This is a genomic window from Cytobacillus sp. BC1816 (genome assembly GCF_051353635.1).
GTDB classification, from domain to species: Bacteria; Bacillota; Bacilli; order Bacillales; family Cytobacillaceae; genus Cytobacillus; species Cytobacillus oceanisediminis_C.
In genome coordinates this window covers 105,001-124,108 of record NZ_CP195611.1, presented here as the reverse complement: position 1 = coordinate 124,108, position 19,108 = coordinate 105,001, and the positions used below count along the sequence as shown (strand labels likewise).

Genomic DNA, 19,108 nt, shown 5'->3' with positions numbered 1-19,108 from the left:
GCAAAAAAAGCAAGGTGTTGGGAAATTCTGTCTACAGGGAAAATTCACGCACTTCCAAATATCTTTCCAGCTTTCTTTTCACCCGTTGCAGGGCGTTGTCAATTGATTTAACATGGCGGTTCAGTTCTTCGGAAATTTCCTGATAGGACTGCCCATCCAAGTAAAGGGCAAGCACCTTTCGTTCAAGGTCACTCAGAAGCTCTGACATTTTCACTTCAATGTGATCAAATTCTTCCTGGTTGATAATCAGCTCTTCAGGGTCCATAACCTTCGCCCCAGATATTACATCCATAAGCGTCCTGTCCGATTCCTCATCATAAATGGGCTTGTCCAAAGACACATAAGAGTTTAGCGGAATATGCTTTTGGCGGGTCGCTGTCTTGATGGCGGTTATGATTTGCCTGGTGATGCACAGCTCGGCAAACGCTTTAAATGAAGACAGCTTGTCCTCTTTAAAATCGCGGATCGCCTTGTATAAGCCGATCATTCCCTCTTGTACAATATCCTCTTTATCTGCGCCAATCAAAAAATAGGATCTTGCTTTTGCCCGGACAAAATTGCGGTACTTATGAATCAGATAATCAAGAGCCTCACTCTCGCCCTTATGCACGAGCTCAACTATTTCTTCGTCCTCAAGCTGGATAAAGTCTATAAGATTTTCGTCGATTGTCTTGAAGTCAGCACTCACTAGGATCCCCCCGACCGTACAAGCATGGTTAGAAATATTATACAGCACGGTTTTTTCAAGCGTCAACCGCTCATTGTCCTCCTCTGCGCCATTTTTCAAAAATTTCTGCCACTTCATCACTGAGAGGTATCTTGGATACAGGCTTTTTCTGCTGAATTTTTTTTACTTTTTTTTCAATGCTGTTTTCAATCAAATTCATTTCATTGAGAAGCTCCCTTGCTGATTTTCTTAGGGCTCCCTGGCCAAATATGACCCATTGCTCTGTGAAATCGGAGGTTGCCACATGAATTTGGGTTTTAATATTGCTGAGATCGATAGCCATTTTTTCAATGCGTTCATCGGCCGTTTCATTATTTCTTGTAAAAATAACTTCGACCTTAGAATCCTTAAACTTTTTTTCCGTGCCCTTTACATAATGGGCATCAAACACGACAATCACTTTGTACCCGGAATATCCCTGGTACTCGGCCATTTTTTCAATCAGGCGGTCTCTGGCTGACGATAAATCCTTGTTTTTGAGCTCCCTGAGTTCTGGCCAAGCACCAATTATGTTGTATCCGTCAACAAGAAGGATGTCCATTTCTATCCCTCAAGCGGGTGCCGTTTCCGATAAACCTCATACATGAGCAGCGCAGCAGCAACTGATGCGTTAAGGGAAGTAACGTGTCCAGCCATGGGCAGGTTAATGAGAAAATCACATTTATCGCGAATCAGTCGGCCCATCCCTTTCCCTTCGCTTCCAATTACAAGACCTAACGGCATCGTTCCATCCATCTGACGGAAGTCTTGTTTCCCTTTTGCATCGGTACCGGCTATCCAAACGCCTCTTTCTTTTAATTCATCAATGGTTCTGGCCATATTCGTAACCCGGACAACCGGGATATACTCGATCGCTCCTGTGGAGGCTTTAGCTACAGTTGCCGTGAGCCCGACCGCTCTTCTCTTCGGAATAATGATCCCATGTGCTCCGACTGCATCTGCCGTTCTCATGATGGACCCGAGATTATGCGGATCTTCTATCTCATCCAGCAGCAAAAAGAAAGCTGCTTCGTTTTTCTTTTCTGCAGCAGCAAACAAATCATCGATTTCTGCATATTGATAAGCAGCAACCTGTGCGATGACACCCTGATGATTACCCTCTGCCATCCCATCTATTTTTTTCTTTGGAACGAACTGGACCAATACCCCGGCGGACTTCGCCAAACCGATTACCTGCTGCATCTGCCCGCTTTGCGAACCTTCTGCAATAAAAATCTTATTAATATCCCTCTCTGACTTTAATGCTTCAATAACGGGATTCTTCCCAATGATAAAATCCTGGCTCATTTTGCCGCTCCTCCTTTCCTGTTCTCAACTAAATGTATGGATTCCAGAATCAGCTCTTCCATCCGCTCCTGTCTTTTCGACAAAAACAAATAGCCGATCAGAGATTCAAAAGCTGTGCTGTACCTGTATGTTTGGACATCTGTATTTTTCGGCACCGAACCGGACTTTGCATTTCGCCCCCTGCGGACTACTGCCAGTTCTTCCTCGGTCAGCCGTTCAGAGTCCATTAATTCATGAATGATTATGGACTGGGCCTTTGCAGAAACATATCGGGTTGCCTCCTTATGGAGAAAATGAGGCCGAACCCGTCCATTTTGAAGGAGATGGTGGCGTATATAGGTTTCAAATACCGCATCTCCCATATACGCCAAGGCAAGACTATTCAATTGTTTTTCATCTATTTTGTTTTCATAGTGAAGCATTGCTTAGCCTCTTTTCCATCTGATTCCCTGCGGTGTATCTTCAAGGATAATATTCATTTCTTTCAGCTGATCGCGGATTTTGTCTGCCAGATCGAAATTACGATCTTTTCTGGCCTGCTGCCTCTGCTCAATCAGCTGTTCAATTTCTTCATCCAGAAGGACAGCATTTGTTTCTTCAAGAGAAAGACCCAATACATCAAACAGCGTTTCAAATTTTTTTGTAAAAGCATCGATCACTTCAACAGCTGTGTTTTTCTCCATCAGATAATAATTCGCAAGCTTAGACAGTTCGAACAAAATAGATACGGCATTGGCTGTATTGAAATCATCATCCATATGTTGAATGAACTGTTCATGAAGAGCGGTTATTTTATCCAGCCACTCCTGGTTATTATCAGTCAGGTTCACACTTGCTTCTTTGCGGTGCTGCAAATTATGATAAGACGTTTTAATGCGCTCCAGCCCTGTGCGGGTATTTTCCAGAAGCTCATCACTGTAGTTAATCGGATGTCTGTAATGTACGGACAGCATGAAAAATCTTAGAACCTGCGGGTCATGCTTTTGGATAATGTCATGAACCAGGACGAAATTCCCCAGTGATTTAGACATTTTTTCGTTGTCGATATTAATATAGCCATTGTGCATCCAATAGCGGGCAAACGTTTTGCCTGTCAATGCTTCCGACTGGGCGATCTCATTTTCATGATGCGGGAAAGCCAGATCCTGTCCGCCGGCATGAATATCAATCGTGTCCCCGAGGTATTTCTTTGCCATAGCCGAGCATTCAATATGCCACCCCGGCCTTCCTTGCCCCCAAGGGCTCTCCCACGCGATTTCCCCTTCCTTCGCTGTTTTCCATAGAACAAAGTCAAGAGAATCCTGTTTCTTTTCGCCGACGGCAATGCGGGCACCGACCCTCAGCTCATCAACCGACTGATGGGACAGCTTACCGTACTCATCGAACTTACGGGTATGGTAATAAACATCCCCTTCTGATTCATACGCGAAGCCTTTATCAATCAATGTCTGGATAAACTCAATAATGATATCAATGCTTTCTGTCACTCTCGGGTGGACATCAGCCTTTCTGCAGCCCAGTGCAAAAACGTCTTCGAAGTAGGCATTAATGAATCGTTCCGCGATATTCGGAACATCCGTTCCCAGTTCATTAGCTACGCGGATCAGCTTATCATCCACATCAGTAAAATTGGAGACATAATGAACATCGAAGCCGCGGAATTCAAGATATCTGCGCACTGTGTCAAATACAATCGGCGGGCGTGCATTCCCTATATGGATATAGTTATAAACGGTAGGACCGCACACATACATTTTCACTTTTCCCTCTTCTAGGGGAATAAAATCTTCTTTTTGACGAGTAAGTGTATTATAGATTTGAATGGCCATGAATCTGGCTCCTTTCTTTCCTCAGCGTTTCGACTTCGCCTTTTAATTCCTGCAGCTCCTTCTCCAGTTCCTTAAACCGGTCTGCAATTGGATCGGGAAGATCACAATGATTTAAATCCTTGTTAATTTTCACTCCATCCCTGACTTTCACTCTTCCAGGAATGCCGACTACAGTTGAATTGGGCGGAACCTCATGAAGGACAACAGATCCTGCACCTATCTTAGAATTCTCCCCAATTGTAATGGAACCCAAAACCTTCGCACCTGTTGCGATCAGCGCGTTGTCCTTAATAGTAGGATGCCGCTTGCCTTTTTCCTTTCCGGTTCCCCCAAGTGTCACACCCTGGAAAACCGTTACATTATCACCGATTTCACAAGTTTCCCCGATGACAACCCCCATGCCATGGTCGATAAAAAAGCGTCTGCCGATCTTTGCTCCCGGGTGAATTTCAATTCCTGTGAAAAAGCGGCTGACCTGGGAAACAACTCTTGCAAGAAAATAAAACTTCCTTTTAAAAAGCGCGTGGGCCATGCGATGCGACCAGACAGCATGCAATCCTGAGTAAGTTAATACTACTTCCAAATAACTTCTTGCTGCCGGATCCTGTTCAAATACCACTTCGATATCTTCCTTCATTCTTGCAAACATTGTTCATTTCCCCTCCTGACATAGGTCTCGATCTCTATTTTTATTTTTCTAAAGCTTTTCCCCTAAAATACTTCTCTGCCCATAAAAGCAGGTTTAAAATATAAAAAAGCGCCTCTGCCACAATCGGACAGAGACGCTTTATGCGCGGTTCCACTCTGTTTAGGCTTCATAAGCCTCAACTTTAACTTGTTAACGGATAAGTTTCCGCTCAAATCTAATAGGAAGCCGGGGCATCCGTTCAAATTGAGGCTCTGAGGTGCATTTCAGAAAAAGGAGAGGCTTAAACCACTTTCAGCCGGTGATGGTTCTCTCTAAAAAGCATCTTTTTCCTTACTTTTCCTCTTCAACACTTTTCGATATAGAATAATTTACTTAATACTATATTACATTTTCTCCAAGATGTTAACCAATAATGCTCATTAATCGAGTTTTTACTTTTTCTTTTCCTAAAAGCTCGATGGCCTGCGGCAGATCCGGCCCATGGGTTTGGCCAGTAGTAGCCGAACGGATTGGCATGAACAGTTTCTTGCCCTTGTGCCCTGTTGATTTTTGCACAGCCTTCATGGCCGCTTTAATTTCATCCGCTTTGAACTCTGCCATATTGTCAATTTCCTGCAGGAAAGCAGACAGCACTTCAGGAACCTGCTCTTCAGCCAGAACTTCCTTCGCTTCTTCATCAATTGTCATTTCTTCTGTAAAGAACAGTTCTGAAAGCTCAGCAATTTGAGCGCCAAAGCTCATTTTTTCCTGGTAAAGAGTGATTAGGCTTCTAACCCAATCTTCATTTTCCTGCTGCCAGTTTTCACTGATCTTCCCTGCCTTTACCAGGTGAGGGGCTGAAATGGCCACAAGACGGTCCTGATCAAGCTTTTTCATGTACTGGTTATTCATCCATTCAAGCTTCTGCTTATCGAAAAGGGCAGGAGATTTTGATAATCTGCTTTCATCAAAAATATCAATGAATTCTTCTTTGGAGAAAATTTCTTCCTCGCCTGCAGGAGACCAGCCAAGCAAAGCAATAAAGTTAAAGAGCGCTTCCGGCAGGTAGCCGAGCTCTTCATACTGTTCAATGAACTGGATAATCGTCTCGTCCCGCTTGCTCAGTTTTTTGCGGCTTTCATTGACAATCAGAGTCATATGGCCAAACGTCGGAATGTCCCAGCCTAATGCTTCGTATATCATCTGCTGCTTAGGCGTATTGGAGATATGGTCATCTCCGCGCAGGACATGAGAAATTTTCATAAGGTGGTCATCCACTGCTACGGCAAAGTTATAAGTAGGAGTGCCATCCTTTTTGACAATGACAAAATCGCCAAAGCCTTCAGATTCGAATGACACTTCGCCTTTTACCATGTCATTGAATGTCAATTCCCTGCCTTTTGGCACTAAGAAGCGGATGCTTGGCTTTCTGCCTTCTGCTTCCAGTGCAGCTTTTTCATCCTCTGTCAGATGACGGCATTTTCCTGAGTAAGCAGGAGTATCGCCTTTTGCAGATTGAGCTTCACGCTCTGCCTCCAGCTCCTCTTCCGTACAATAGCATTTATAGGCATGGCCTTTGTCGAGCAATTCCTTGTAGTATGTTTCATAGATATGATTTCTCTCAGATTGGCGGTAAGGGCCAAATTCGCCTTCCTGGTCGATGCTCTCGTCCCAATCCATGCCAAGCCATTTTAAATAGTGAAGCTGACTTTCTTCGCCGCCTTCAATATTCCGTTTCTTATCTGTATCCTCAATGCGGATGATGAATTTCCCGCCTTTGCTTCTTGCAAATAAATAGTTAAAAAGCGCCGTTCTTGCATTTCCGATATGCAAATGTCCAGTCGGACTCGGAGCATAGCGGACGCGGATTTCATTTGACATACTAACTGCCTCCTTAAAATCTTAACGATAAAGTGAAACTCAATCAGTGGGATATGCCGCTGACACAAACGATAGGACTCTTATTTGCTCATTTAGTCACCTTTCCCGCCACTGATTGCTAGTTGAACCATTCGGGCCTTTACGGGCAGTTTAACTCCCGCGTATCTCCCTTGGAATCTTCTGAGCCCAAAAACGGGAGTCTTACTGCCCGTTAGACTGCAATAAGCTATATTTTAACATTCAGGTTTTTCTTCTGAAAGGTAATTTTACTGGCTCCCTTTCTTTTTCAGCAAAACAGCGGCCTGGGAGGCAATTCCCTCTCCCCGCCCTGTAAATCCAAGCTTTTCTGTAGTTGTTGCTTTCACATTAATATTTTCTTTCTCGGTCTCCAGAAGCTCTGCAATCCGCTCCTGCATTTTCCCGATATGAGGAGCCATTTTCGGCTTCTGGGCAATGATGGTGCAGTCTGCATTGACCAGCTCATACCCTTTTTCTTTTACGATTCCCCACACATACGCGAGCAGCTTCGCAGAATCGGCATCCTTGAATTCAGGATCGGTATCAGGAAAATGCCGCCCAATATCTCCTTCTCCAATTGCCCCAAGGCAGGCATCGGCCACTGTATGCAGCAGGACATCTGCATCTGAATGCCCCAGCAGTCCTTTCTCATATGGTATTTCAATACCCCCGATAATCAGCGGGCGTCCTTCCGCAAACTGATGAACATCAAAACCTTGTCCAATCCGAAACATGATACAATCTCCTTTACATATGACTTCTTTTCTTTATAATTGCTTCCGCAAAGTAAATATCTTCTGGTGTAGTCAGCTTAATATTATCGTAACTTCCTTCAACAATCACCACTTCATTGCCTAACCGCTCCACGAGGCTGGCATCATCCGTTCCCAGGAAGCCGTCTTCCTCGGCCTTGCGGTGTGCCTCAAGCAGGGAAGAAACACGAAAGGCCTGTGGAGTTTGAACAGCCCACAGGCAGGAACGTTCAAGAGTTTCTGTAATTAAATTCCCGTCAGCTTTTTTAACAGTATCCTTCAGCGGTACTGCAAGAACAGCAGCTCCTTTTTCCCAGGCTGCTTTCACCAGCGGCTGCAGTAAATCCCGGGTAATAAAAGGGCGGGCAGCGTCATGAACCAGCACTACTTCCTCACCCGAAGCCGCCTTGGCCGCATTATAGACACTATGCTGCCTTTCCTTCCCGCCTTCTGCCATGGCAGCCACTTTCGTAATCTGATGCTCTTTTAACAGAATGCGTATTTCTTCCTCATCCTGAGGATTGATTGCCAGATAAATGCCCGTACATTCCGGGTCACTTTCAAAAACTCTTAACGTATGTATAAACACTGGGACATTCCCGATTTCCAGGAGAAGCTTATTCTTTCCGGCTCCCATTCTTTTCCCCTGCCCGGCCGCCGGGAGAATCACTTGATAATTCATATTATGGCTCCTATCTCCTAAGAAAAGCGCAAGCACCTTGCTCACGAAGGAACGCAGACTAAGAACGCCACGTCCTGTAGCAACGTCTGCATGAACCCTATCCTGGGGGCCTCAAGTTCAAGATGAGCCTTTCGAAAAGGCATCCTTTGCCTTTTTGGGAGGATCGGCTTGTGACCTCGAGGGGGTAGGCGCTGGAGCTTAACAATTCTATAAGATCAATGTATTTCTTACCTTCTTAAAAAAGCAGGAAAAAGGCAGGGAAAGCAATCTCCCTGCACATTCTGTCCTACTTTCTATTATACATTATAAAGCTTTTTCCAGAAGCTTAGGTTTTGCAAAGATCATTCGTCCAGCTGATGTCTGCAGAACACTTGTGACAAGAACATCGATATGTTTGCCAATATAATTTCTTCCTTCTTCCACCACAATCATCGTGCCGTCGTCCAGATAAGCAATCCCCTGATTCTGTTCCTTGCCGTCCTTAATAACCTGTACCTTCATTTCTTCGCCTGGAAGCACAACCGGTTTGACGGCATTTGCCAGGTCATTAATATTGAGGACCGCCACTTTTTGCAGTTCACAAACCTTGTTTAAGTTAAAATCATTGGTCACAACAACGCCATTCGTTAGCTTAGCCAGCTTTACGAGCTTGCTGTCCACCTCTTGGATTTCTTCAAAATCCCCTTCATAGATTTCTACATTAATCGAAAGCTCTTTTTGGATTCGATTCAGTATATCCAGACCCCGTCTGCCGCGGTTGCGCTTTAATACATCTGAAGAATCAGCAATGTGCTGAAGCTCTTCGAGTACAAACTGAGGAATGACAATCGTACCTTCCAGAAAGCCAGTCTGACAGATATCAGCAATGCGGCCATCGATAATAACGCTGGTATCAAGGATCTTGAGTGAGTTCTTAGCTACAGCTTCAGGTTCGGGGTCTTCTTCACTGCTCTTCTTTTTCTTGCTTGAAATTAAACTTAAAAGCTCATCCCGCTTTTTAAAGCCAACCTGAAATCCGAGATAGCCGAACAGGAGCGTCAGCACAATCGGAGCAACGGTATTCAGAATCGGGACCTCAATCGCATTTAATGCATATCCGATTAAAAAGGCAATGACTAATCCAAAAACCAGGCCGACACTTCCAAAAATAATATCTGTTATAGGTACTTTTACCAGTGATTCTTCTGCCCATCTCACGAAGTTGACGACATGATCAACCGCCCAAAAAGTTAAAAGATAAAAAATAATAGCACCTAAAATGGCGGACACATATGGATTATTTAAAAGAGGAATGTCATCTAAACTGATTAATTTTAATAAGTCAGGAATCAAAAATATACCCAGCGTTACCCCGATAATAAGGAAGCATGCCTGTACAATACGTTTTAACATTCCTTCACCTCCTTTTAATCATTATAAACAAATTCACAAAATTGAAACCCTGAATCCGGGGGATTTTCAATTTTTCCCTAATAATTATTTCACGATAGTAAAGAAACGTCTTTATACTGCTTAAATTTTTACTTTTACACACTTTAAGGGTAGCACCATTGGCAATAAACTGTCAAATAATTAACTTATCATTTTAGCATAACTAATTACATAGTTCAATGGTCTCTTTATAGCTGACGGTCCGCAAAAACCTGCTCTTTTATGAGCTTAAGTCCTTCTTTAATTTTTCTGGCCCTTACCTCACCGATTCCTTCTACCTCATCGAGCTCCTCAACTGTCGCTGTGATGATATTCGGAAATTCTTCAAACCGATTAATCAGATTATCGATAATAATCGGCGGAAGGCGGGGAACTTTATTCAGCATCCGGTAGCCGCGGGGGCATTTGAATTCTTCTGTATGAATATACCCGTTGTAGCCAAGAAGCTTAAGAATGACAGAGTCTTCGAGCATTTCTCCTTTTGATAGCTCCTGAAGCTTAACAATTGCATTCCTTGAGTCGATGTCCCTGGATTGAGCATAGTCTTTTATAATCCATTCTGCTTCTCGTTCAAGCTCCATCAGCAGCTCATTCATCTGGAGCCGAATCAGCCTTCCTTCAGTACCCAGTTCGCTTAAGTAGGTGAGCAGCTCATTTTTAATGCGCAAAACCATTTCAATATTATGAAAAACATGCAGGATGTCACTATATGTAACAAGCTCTTCAAATTCCAGGATGCTAAGGTTGCCGATGCTCTGTTCAAGAACGACCTTATACTTTTCAAGAGTCTGCACGGCTACATTCGCCTTTGTTAAAATGACGCCAATATCACGCAGCGCATAGCGTGAATGCCCTTTATAAAGGGTAATGACATTGCGTCTCTGGGAAATGGCAATCACTAATGCGCCTGTTTGCCGGGCAACCCGCTCAGCCGTCCGGTGCCGCATGCCCGTTTCGGTAGAAGGCACACCAGGATCGGGAGCCAGCTGCGCATTAGCAATTAGAATCTTGTTCCCTTCTTCATTTAAAATAATAGCTCCATCCATCTTGGCCAGCTCATACAAATAGCTTGGCGAAAATGGGCAATTAATTTGGAACCCGCCATCAACAAGGTTACTCAACTTATCCTTTGAACCCAATACAATCAGCCCGCCTGTATTGGCGCGAAGAACATTATCAATCCCTTCCCTTATAGGCGTACCCGGAGCCATGAACCGAAGGATTTCACTCATCGTTTTTTCGCCCATTTTTTTAGTCTCCATCTTTATCCCCCTAACGCGGCCTTTAGCGCTTCACCGACTGAACTTACTCCGATTAGTTCAATTCCTCCCGGTGCGCTCCAGCCGCCAAGATTGTTCGCCGGCAGGATAACCCGCTCAAAACCCAGCTTGGCCGCCTCCTGCACTCTTTGTTCTATTCTTGATACTCTCCTGACCTCTCCTGTGAGCCCTACTTCTCCAATGATGCAATCTGTTGCCTTTGTTGGCTTATCCCGAAAGCTTGACGCAATGCTCACAGCAATGGCCAAATCAATTGCCGGTTCATCAAGCTTCACTCCGCCAGCGACTTTTAAGTAAGCATCCTGATTTTGCAGAAGCATCCCGACCCGTTTTTCCAAAACCGCCATCAGAAGCGGAACCCGGTTATGATCAATTCCTGTCGCCATTCGTCTTGGATTTCCAAAGCTTGTCGGGGAAATCAGCGCCTGAATTTCAACCAGGACTGGCCTCGTTCCTTCCATCGAAGCAACGACTGTTGAACCTGCAGCTCCCTGTGACCGCTCTTCCAGGAAAATTTCTGACGGATTAGCCACTTCCTCAAGCCCAAATTCCTTCATTTCAAAAATGCCCATCTCGTTTGTTGAGCCAAATCTGTTTTTCACCGCCCGCAGGATCCGGTATGTATGATGGCGTTCACCCTCAAAGTACAAAACCGTATCAACCATATGCTCCAATAGTCTTGGACCGGCAATGGACCCTTCCTTTGTAACATGCCCCACGATAAAAATGGCAATTCCCTTCGTTTTGCCGATGCGCATTAGCTCAGCGGTACATTCCCGCACCTGAGAAACACTGCCAGGAGCCGATGTCACTTCGGGGTGAAAGATCGTCTGAATAGAGTCTATAATGACAAAGTCAGGACTCACTGAATCAATCGTTCTGCTTATTTCATCAAGGCTGGTTTCCGAGTAAACAAGCAGACTGTCTGAAGAAACACCTAAGCGGTCAGCACGCAGTTTCGTCTGACGCATGGATTCTTCCCCTGATATATAAAGAACAGAATGCTTCCTGTTCGCCAGCTGTGATGACACTTGAAGAAGAAGCGTTGATTTCCCGATGCCCGGATCTCCCCCGATAAGAACAAGGGAGCCTCTAACAATTCCTCCCCCAAGGACACGGTTTAATTCTATTAAATCGGTATATATGCGTGGTTCACTGACTGTTTCAATGGATGTAATCGGTGTAGCTTTCGCCGCAATGGCCGAGCCCTGCGAATGAGCAAAAGCGCCTCTTCTCGTTGAAGCAGGCTTCTCCACCTCTTCCACCATCGTATTCCATTGGCCGCACCCCGGACATTTCCCCATCCATTTCGGCGATTCATAGCCGCATTCCTGGCACATGAATTTCGTTTTTCTTTTAGCCATACTTCTTCCCCTCTCTGTACACATTCATCCAGCCGCATTAAAGGAAATCTTAATATTACCGGCCTTGCATGAAAGAACCAGCGATGGCAGAAGTATGGTTTACTTCCTATTCCCTTTTCTAACGGGTCTTAAAATGTTTTTGTCCTGATATCTTTTTCTCTCTTAAAATTAACATAAACCGGAAGAATAAACCTCTTTTAAGGCTGTAATGAAAAAATGGGCTGAAAGAGTGCAAAAAGGTACACGTATAACAGGGACGTGTACCTTTTTGCTGTGTAACATCTATTGATGCTATTATTGGGGTTCATTAACCTTATTTCTGAAGATTTGCTGTCCCGCTTGGTTCAGCCGTTTTCACTACAAATTCTCCATCTTTCACATCGATTACCACGCTTTGCCCGGTTAGGACCGTTCCTCTTAACAGCTCTTCGGATAAGCGGTCTTCGATATGCTTCTGAATAGCCCGGCGGAGCGGACGTGCACCGTACTCAGGATCATAACCCTCAACGGAGATTTTTTCTTTGGCTGCATCCGTCAATTCCAGTGTAATATCCTGTTCCTTCAATCGTTTCGTTAAAGTGTCAGACATCAGCGTAACGATTTCCTGAAGATGCTTTTTCTCCAATGCATGGAAAACGATGATTTCATCGATACGGTTCAGGAATTCCGGTCGGAAGGACTTCTTCATCTCCTCCATTACTTTTCCTTTCATATCTTTGTAATCCTGTTCCCCATCCTGGATGTTAAAGCCAACGTATTTGTTCCGCTTAAGTGCTTCAGCACCAACATTGGATGTCATAATCAGAACGGTATTGCGGAAATCAACGGTTCTGCCCTTAGAGTCTGTTAATCTTCCGTCTTCCAATACCTGTAAAAGGATGTTGAATACATCAGGATGCGCTTTTTCAATTTCATCCAGCAGCACAACAGAATATGGCTTTCTGCGGACTTTTTCGGTTAACTGCCCGCCTTCTTCATATCCTACATAGCCCGGAGGTGAACCTACCAGACGGGATGTGGAGTGTTTCTCCATGTATTCTGACATATCGATGCGGATCATCGCATCCTCGTCTCCGAACATTGCTTCTGCTAATGCACGCGCCAGCTCAGTTTTACCTACCCCAGTCGGCCCAAGGAATACAAATGAGCCAATCGGGCGCTTTGGATCTTTAAGGCCTGCACGGGCACGGCGGACAGCCTTCGAAATGGCTTTAACCGCTTCTTCCTGTCCGATTACACGGGAATGAAGAATTTCTTCCAGGTTCAGAAGCTTTTCTGTTTCTGTTTGGGCAAGCTTCGATACAGGGATTCCAGTCCAACTGGCCACCACATTGGCGATGTCCTCAACCGTCACTTCACTGTTCTCTTTGCCCTGCTTTTCTTTCCATGTTTTCTTCGTTTCTTCAAGCTGTTCGCGCAGGCGCTGCTCTGTATCTCTTAAGGAAGCCGCCTTTTCAAATTCCTGGCTTTGAACGGCAGCATCTTTCTCTTTCCTTACATCCTCGAGTTTAACCTCCAGCTCTTTCAGGTTTGGAGGGGTAGTATAAGAGCGAAGCCTTACCTTTGAACCCGCTTCGTCAATTAAATCAATCGCTTTATCCGGAAGGAAGCGGTCTGAGATGTAGCGGTCTGATAGTTTTACAGCCGCTTGAATGGCTGCATCCGTAATCGTCACGCGATGGTGTGCCTCATAACGGTCACGAAGACCTTCAAGAATCTGTACTGATTCTTCCGCAGTCGGCTCATCAACCGTAATAGGCTGGAATCTTCTTTCAAGTGCCGCATCCTTTTCAATGTATTTTCTGTATTCATCTAGAGTTGTTGCACCGATGCACTGAAGTTCACCGCGTGCCAGAGAAGGCTTTAAGATGTTGGAAGCATCTATCGCCCCTTCTGCTCCGCCTGCACCTATTAATGTATGAAGCTCGTCAATGAATAAAATAATGTTTCCGGCCTGCCTGATTTCATCCATTACCTTCTTCAGGCGGTCTTCAAATTCACCGCGATACTTCGTTCCAGCTACAACTGTACCCATATCAAGCGTCATTACCCTTTTATCACGAAGAGTCTCCGGCACTTCATTATTAATGATCTGCTGTGCCAGTCCTTCAGCAATGGCTGTTTTACCTACACCAGGTTCACCGATCAGAACCGGGTTATTTTTCGTCCTGCGGCTTAATACTTCAATTACACGCTGAATTTCTTTGCTTCGTCCAATAACCGGATCCAGGCTTCCTTCTCTGGCAATAGCAGTCAAGTCACGTGCCAATCCATCCAGTGTCGGTGTGTTCGCATTGGCTGCGGATCCTCCCTGATGGCTGCCGGACTCATTGCTGCCTAATAGCTGAAGCACTTGCTGTCGCGCTTTATTGAGACTGACTCCAAGGTTATTCAAAACTCTCGCTGCCACGCCTTCCCCCTCACGGATCAGGCCAAGCAGGATATGCTCTGTTCCTACATAGGAATGGCCAAGCTTTCTTGCTTCGTCCATGGAAAGTTCAATGACTTTCTTGGCACGCGGTGTATAGTGAATGGTCTGGGAAGCATCCTGCCCCCTGCCGATTAAATTCTCAACCTCTTTTTGGATCTTATCAGAGCCGAGGCCTAAAGCATACAGAGCTTTTGCGGCAATGCCTTCACCTTCGCGTACAAGCCCCAGCAGAATATGCTCTGTTCCGATGTTGTTATGTCCTAAACGGATTGCTTCCTCCTGTGCTAATGCCAATACTTTTTGAGCTCTTTCCGTAAATCGTCCGAACATCATATTTTCATCCTCCCAACTCTTGATCTTCCATTTTTAATCTTTCCCTAATTAATGAAGCTCTGCGGATATCGCGTTCATGCGGTCTGAGCGGACCGCCTGCATATTGCTGCAGGAATCCGGGCTGTGTCAGGATCATCAGCTCATTCAATATATTTTTTGATATGTTTTCAATGTACTGCATATCAATCCCCAGGCGAACATCAGACAAGCATTGTGCTGCTTCCTTTGATTCAATGATCCGGCTATTTGATAAAATGCCATAAGAGCGGAAGACTCTGTCTTCTAATTGTATGTTAGAAGTCTTTGCTAATGCTTCCCTTGCCGATCTTTCCTGAGAAATCAGCTGACTGACAACGCTTTTCAGATCCTCTGCGATATCCTCTTCTGATTTTCCGAGAGTGATCTGATTTGAAACTTGAAAGATGTTACCTAAAGCTTCGCTGCCTTCCCCGTAAATTCCTCTAACAACTAAACCAAGCTGGTTAATTGCCGGAATAATCCGGTTCATTTGCTGTGTGAGAACGAGGCCCGGCAAATGCATCATAACCGATGCCCTGAGCCCTGTACCTACATTTGTGGGACAGCTTGTTAAAAAGCCGATATTTTCATCAAATGCATAATCGGCTTCTTCCTCCAGCCAATCATCAATTTCATTCGCCATACTTAAGGCTTCAGAAAGCTGAAACCCCGGAAACAGGCATTGAATCCTTATATGGTCTTCTTCATTAATCATGATGCTGACTTCTTCATTTTCAGAAAGAAGGCAGGCACCATGAGTTGAATTCTCAGCAAGATGGGGACTGATCAAATGCTTTTCCATCAGCACTCTTTTTTGAAGAGGCTGAAGACGATCCATTAATAAAAGCTCCATTTCCCCTAGTTTTGAAAAAGAAGAATGCTCCACCCTCGCCTTTATTTTTTCAATGACTGCTTCTGCTTCTTCATTTGAAAATAAAGTGGGGAATTTATATTGCTTTATATTGCGGGCAAGCCTGATTCGTGAACTTAATACAATATCGGAATCAGGGCCTTCCGCACTCATCCAGGAGCTAATAGCTTGATTCATGAAACGTTCCAGCGACAAGCTTACTCCCCTCCCTTTTGATCGGCATTGAGCTGCTTTTCCAATTTCCTTATTTCGTCCCTCAATTCTGCCGCTCTTTCAAACTCTTCTTTAGCAATCATTTCTTTTAAATTAATTTTTAAATCATCAATATTCCTCCGCAGGTGAATGGTTCCCCCGATTCGCGCAGGGATTTTTCCGCTGTGTGAGGAATTTCCGCTGTGAAGCCTTCTAAGAATAGGGTTCAATTGATCTTTAAAAGTCTCATAGCAGTTGGCGCATCCAAAGCGGCCTACTTTAATAAACTGCTGAAAGGTGAGGGAGCATTGCTCACACTGCAGGACTTTCTCCTGCTGAAAAGGGTCCTGGCCCGATTCCTGAAAGGCAGGCTGAATATTCAGAAGGCCAGCAAGCAAGTTATTTATTGAAAAACCAGACCCGCTGCCCAGCATAAACAGTTCACCTTTTTCCTGTGCGCATTTCTCGCAAAGATGAAACTCTGCTTTCTCGCCATTTACAACCTTTGTAAAGTGCAGCGTGGCCGGCCTTTGGTTACATTCCTGACAAATCATGACGTCACCTCTCCAGCTCACTACTATTTATATTTCAAAGTGGTTAACATTGCCTTAAGCATTCTTGCCCTTAGCTCATCCCTGAATGGGAGATCAATATATAGGACAGAGCGGTCTATAACACTAAGCATTATTTTAGCTTCCCTATGTGTTATAATCTCTTCTTCTACCAGACGGTAAATGACATTCTCTGCACTGCTCTGGGCAATCCTGCTCTGCACCAATGAAATTATTTGGTCAACTAAATCAGCATGGTCATAGGACTGGACTTTCATAATCCGGATGAAGCCCCCGCCTCCCCGCTTACTTTCTACTGCATAGCCTTTCTCAATCGTGAAACGGGTGTTGATCACATAATTGATCTGAGAAGGAACACACTGGAACTTATCAGCAATTTCACTTCTTTTAATTTCCACAATTTCCCTTTCACTCTTCTCTAAAACCTGTTTAAGGTAATTTTCAATTATGTCGGATATATTCCTCACCAGGCCTCCCCCTATCTGACTTTGACTATATTTGACATTAATTATACATGATTTATGTAATTTCTTGCAATCGGCGGGTATTAATAATTTTCCCCCATTTTTTGACTTCCCAAACCTTAAAATGGAAGTTAATGTCGATAACAATATATTTTTGATTGGGCGGGTTTGTGCTTGGATGGAGAAGTTTTTTTGGAAGCTGGGAAGTGTGTTGGGCTTGATGACCAGATGAACAGGTGATCTGGTTAGCTGTCCTGACTTGATGTTCGGTGGGAATAGAGAGGTGGAATCCTGAAGAATGTCTGTCTGAACCTGCCGTGCAGTTAATGATACTTTTATCTAGCATGAATTGAGTTTTATGTAACAATTTTTGATTTTATCTAACATGTTTTGATGTAAACTCACATTTGTCACAATTCATCTTTGCTGAGAACGGAATTGACTTTTAAAACAGACGGTGGAATAAGGGGTAACGCATATAACTCAATTCTGAGACATAAATGAATGAGTGAAAGCAGCGCATATTTGGGCCGAGGTGAAGCATAAATTGAAAAAGTGACGCATATGCAGGCCGGGTTGACACATATAGATATATTCCCTTAAAAGGGGGAGCCCGAATAATATTTTAGGATTCAGGTAAATCATCCAAATACACAAAAAAGAGCACCCATCAGGTGCTCTTTCAGATGCCCGGCAGCGTCCTACTCTCACAGGGGGACAGCCCCCAACTACCATCGGCGCTGAGAAGCTTAACTTCCGTGTTCGGTATGGGAACGGGTGTGACCTTCTCGCTATCGCCACCGGACTATGTAATTGAAGAAACTTCGTTCCCTCAAAACTAGATAATGTATGAAGAAGCATTTGCCGAGTATTCACCAATGTGGTTAAGTCCTCGATCGATTAGTATCAGTCAGCTCCACATGTCGCCACGCTTCCACCTCTGACCTATCAACCTGATCATCTTTCAGGGATCTTACTAGCTTGACGCTATGGGAAATCTCATCTCGAGGGGGGCTTCATGCTTAGATGCTTTCAGCACTTATCCCTTCCGCACATAGCTACCCAGCGATGCCTTTGGCAAGACAACTGGTACACCAGCGGTGCGTCCATCCCGGTCCTCTCGTACTAAGGACAGCTCCTCTCAAATTTCCTGCGCCCACGACGGATAGGGACCGAACTGTCTCACGACGTTCTGAACCCAGCTCGCGTACCGCTTTAATGGGCGAACAGCCCAACCCTTGGGACCGACTACAGCCCCAGGATGCGATGAGCCGACATCGAGGTGCCAAACCTCCCCGTCGATGTGGACTCTTGGGGGAGATAAGCCTGTTATCCCCGGGGTAGCTTTTATCCGTTGAGCGATGGCCCTTCCATGCGGAACCACCGGATCACTAAGCCCGACTTTCGTCCCTGCTCGACTTGTAGGTCTCGCAGTCAAGCTCCCTTGTGCCTTTACACTCTGCGAATGATTTCCAACCATTCTGAGGGAACCTTTGGGCGCCTCCGTTACTTTTTAGGAGGCGACCGCCCCAGTCAAACTGCCCACCTGACACTGTCTCCCGCCCCGATAAGGGGCGCGGGTTAGAATTTCAATACAGCCAGGGTAGTATCCCACCGACGCCTCCACCGAAGCTAGCGCTCCGGCTTCTCAGGCTCCTACCTATCCTGTACAAGCTGTACCAAAATTCAATATCAGGCTACAGTAAAGCTCCACGGGGTCTTTCCGTCCTGTCGCGGGTAACCTGCATCTTCACAGGTACTATAATTTCACCGAGTCTCTCGTTGAGACAGTGCCCAGATCGTTACGCCTTTCGTGCGGGTCGGAACTTACCCGACAAGGAATTTCGCTACCTTAGGACCGTTATAGTTACGGCCGCCGTTTACTGGGGCTTCGATTCAAAGCTTCGCTTGCGCTAACCTCTCCTCTTAACCTTCCAGCACCGGGCAGGCGTCAGCCCCTATACTTCGCCTTGCGGCTTCGCAGAGACCTGTGTTTTTGCTAAACAGTCGCCTGGGCCTATTCACTGCGGCTCATCAGGGCTATTCACCCTAATGAGCACCCCTTCTCCCGAAGTTACGGGGTCATTTTGCCGAGTTCCTTAACGAGAGTTCTCTCGCTCACCTTAGGATTCTCTCCTCGCCTACCTGTGTCGGTTTGCGGTACGGGCACCTTTTCCCTCGCTAGAGGCTTTTCTTGGCAGTGTGGAATCAGGAACTTCGGTACTAAATTTCCCTCGCCGTCACAGCTCAGCCTATGTGGTAACGGGATTTGCCTCGTTACCGGCCTAACTGCTTGGACGCGCTAATCCAGCAGCGCGCTTACCCTATCCTCCTGCGTCCCCCCATTG

Annotated in this window: 16 protein-coding genes, 2 rRNA genes and 1 other annotated feature (1 of these 19 cut by a window edge); all 18 genes read right to left on the bottom strand. The window is 45.2% G+C overall.

Features of this window, described 5'->3' with window-relative positions; all coding sequences use genetic code 11:
- Positions 1-31 precede the first annotated feature (31 nt).
- Positions 32-688 (bottom strand): RNA polymerase sporulation sigma factor SigH, encoded by a 657-nt coding sequence (gene sigH, locus ACR42H_RS00630; RefSeq protein ID WP_009336536.1) that lies wholly within the window; start codon positions 686-688, stop codon positions 32-34.
- A 70-nt stretch (positions 689-758) separates the two neighbouring features.
- Positions 759-1,268: an NYN domain-containing protein gene (locus ACR42H_RS00625; protein WP_113885252.1), complete on the bottom strand. Its 510-nt coding sequence runs from the start codon at positions 1,266-1,268 to the stop codon at positions 759-761.
- A gap of 2 nt (positions 1,269-1,270) precedes the next feature.
- Positions 1,271-2,014: a 23S rRNA (guanosine(2251)-2'-O)-methyltransferase RlmB gene (gene rlmB, locus ACR42H_RS00620; protein WP_009336532.1), complete on the bottom strand. Its 744-nt coding sequence runs from the start codon at positions 2,012-2,014 to the stop codon at positions 1,271-1,273.
- Complete coding sequence (locus ACR42H_RS00615; RefSeq protein ID WP_113885253.1) at positions 2,011-2,436, bottom strand: Mini-ribonuclease 3; 426 nt, start codon at positions 2,434-2,436, stop codon at positions 2,011-2,013. The genes rlmB and ACR42H_RS00615 overlap by 4 nt, the downstream gene beginning before the upstream one ends.
- Positions 2,437-2,439: 3 nt before the next feature.
- Positions 2,440-3,843 carry a cysteine--tRNA ligase gene (cysS, locus tag ACR42H_RS00610; RefSeq protein WP_436374436.1) on the bottom strand — a complete coding sequence of 468 codons (1,404 nt, stop codon included), beginning with the start codon at positions 3,841-3,843 and terminating at the stop codon, positions 2,440-2,442.
- Positions 3,824-4,492, bottom strand: coding sequence for a serine O-acetyltransferase (gene cysE, locus ACR42H_RS00605; protein ID WP_113885255.1), 669 nt, complete (start codon positions 4,490-4,492; stop codon positions 3,824-3,826). The genes cysS and cysE overlap by 20 nt, the downstream gene beginning before the upstream one ends.
- Positions 4,493-4,618: 126 nt before the next feature.
- Positions 4,619-4,848 (bottom strand) — a binding site (T-box leader).
- 46 nt (positions 4,849-4,894) lie between these two features.
- Positions 4,895-6,352, bottom strand: a complete 1,458-nt coding sequence (gltX, locus tag ACR42H_RS00600; protein ID WP_436374434.1) for a glutamate--tRNA ligase — start codon at positions 6,350-6,352, stop codon at positions 4,895-4,897.
- Between the two features lie 266 nt (positions 6,353-6,618).
- On the bottom strand, positions 6,619-7,104 hold the full coding sequence (gene ispF / locus ACR42H_RS00595; RefSeq protein ID WP_436374432.1) for a 2-C-methyl-D-erythritol 2,4-cyclodiphosphate synthase: 486 nt from the start codon (positions 7,102-7,104) through the stop codon (positions 6,619-6,621).
- A 13-nt stretch (positions 7,105-7,117) separates the two neighbouring features.
- Positions 7,118-7,804, bottom strand: coding sequence for a 2-C-methyl-D-erythritol 4-phosphate cytidylyltransferase (ispD, locus tag ACR42H_RS00590; RefSeq protein ID WP_113885258.1), 687 nt, complete (start codon positions 7,802-7,804; stop codon positions 7,118-7,120).
- 303 nt (positions 7,805-8,107) lie between these two features.
- Positions 8,108-9,196: a PIN/TRAM domain-containing protein gene (locus ACR42H_RS00585; RefSeq protein WP_113885259.1), complete on the bottom strand. Its 1,089-nt coding sequence runs from the start codon at positions 9,194-9,196 to the stop codon at positions 8,108-8,110.
- A gap of 227 nt (positions 9,197-9,423) precedes the next feature.
- Positions 9,424-10,497, bottom strand: a complete 1,074-nt coding sequence (gene disA, locus ACR42H_RS00580) for a DNA integrity scanning diadenylate cyclase DisA (protein WP_113885260.1) — start codon at positions 10,495-10,497, stop codon at positions 9,424-9,426.
- A 2-nt stretch (positions 10,498-10,499) separates the two neighbouring features.
- Entirely contained in the window at positions 10,500-11,879 is a 1,380-nt protein-coding gene (radA, locus tag ACR42H_RS00575) for a DNA repair protein RadA (RefSeq protein ID WP_113885261.1), read from the bottom strand.
- Positions 11,880-12,192: 313 nt separating this feature from the next.
- On the bottom strand, positions 12,193-14,643 hold the full coding sequence (gene clpC / locus ACR42H_RS00570; protein ID WP_113885262.1) for an ATP-dependent protease ATP-binding subunit ClpC: 2,451 nt from the start codon (positions 14,641-14,643) through the stop codon (positions 12,193-12,195).
- Between the two features lie 4 nt (positions 14,644-14,647).
- Positions 14,648-15,727 carry a protein arginine kinase gene (locus tag ACR42H_RS00565; protein WP_113885263.1) on the bottom strand — a complete coding sequence of 360 codons (1,080 nt, stop codon included), beginning with the start codon at positions 15,725-15,727 and terminating at the stop codon, positions 14,648-14,650.
- A gap of 2 nt (positions 15,728-15,729) precedes the next feature.
- Entirely contained in the window at positions 15,730-16,278 is a 549-nt protein-coding gene (locus ACR42H_RS00560) for a UvrB/UvrC motif-containing protein (protein WP_113885264.1), read from the bottom strand.
- A gap of 23 nt (positions 16,279-16,301) precedes the next feature.
- Positions 16,302-16,763 (bottom strand): CtsR family transcriptional regulator, encoded by a 462-nt coding sequence (locus ACR42H_RS00555; RefSeq protein ID WP_436374428.1) that lies wholly within the window; start codon positions 16,761-16,763, stop codon positions 16,302-16,304.
- Positions 16,764-17,448: 685 nt separating this feature from the next.
- A 5S ribosomal RNA gene (gene rrf, locus ACR42H_RS00550) occupies positions 17,449-17,565 on the bottom strand.
- 75 nt (positions 17,566-17,640) lie between these two features.
- Positions 17,641-19,108 (bottom strand): 23S ribosomal RNA (locus ACR42H_RS00545); it runs 1,468 nt beyond the window's last position.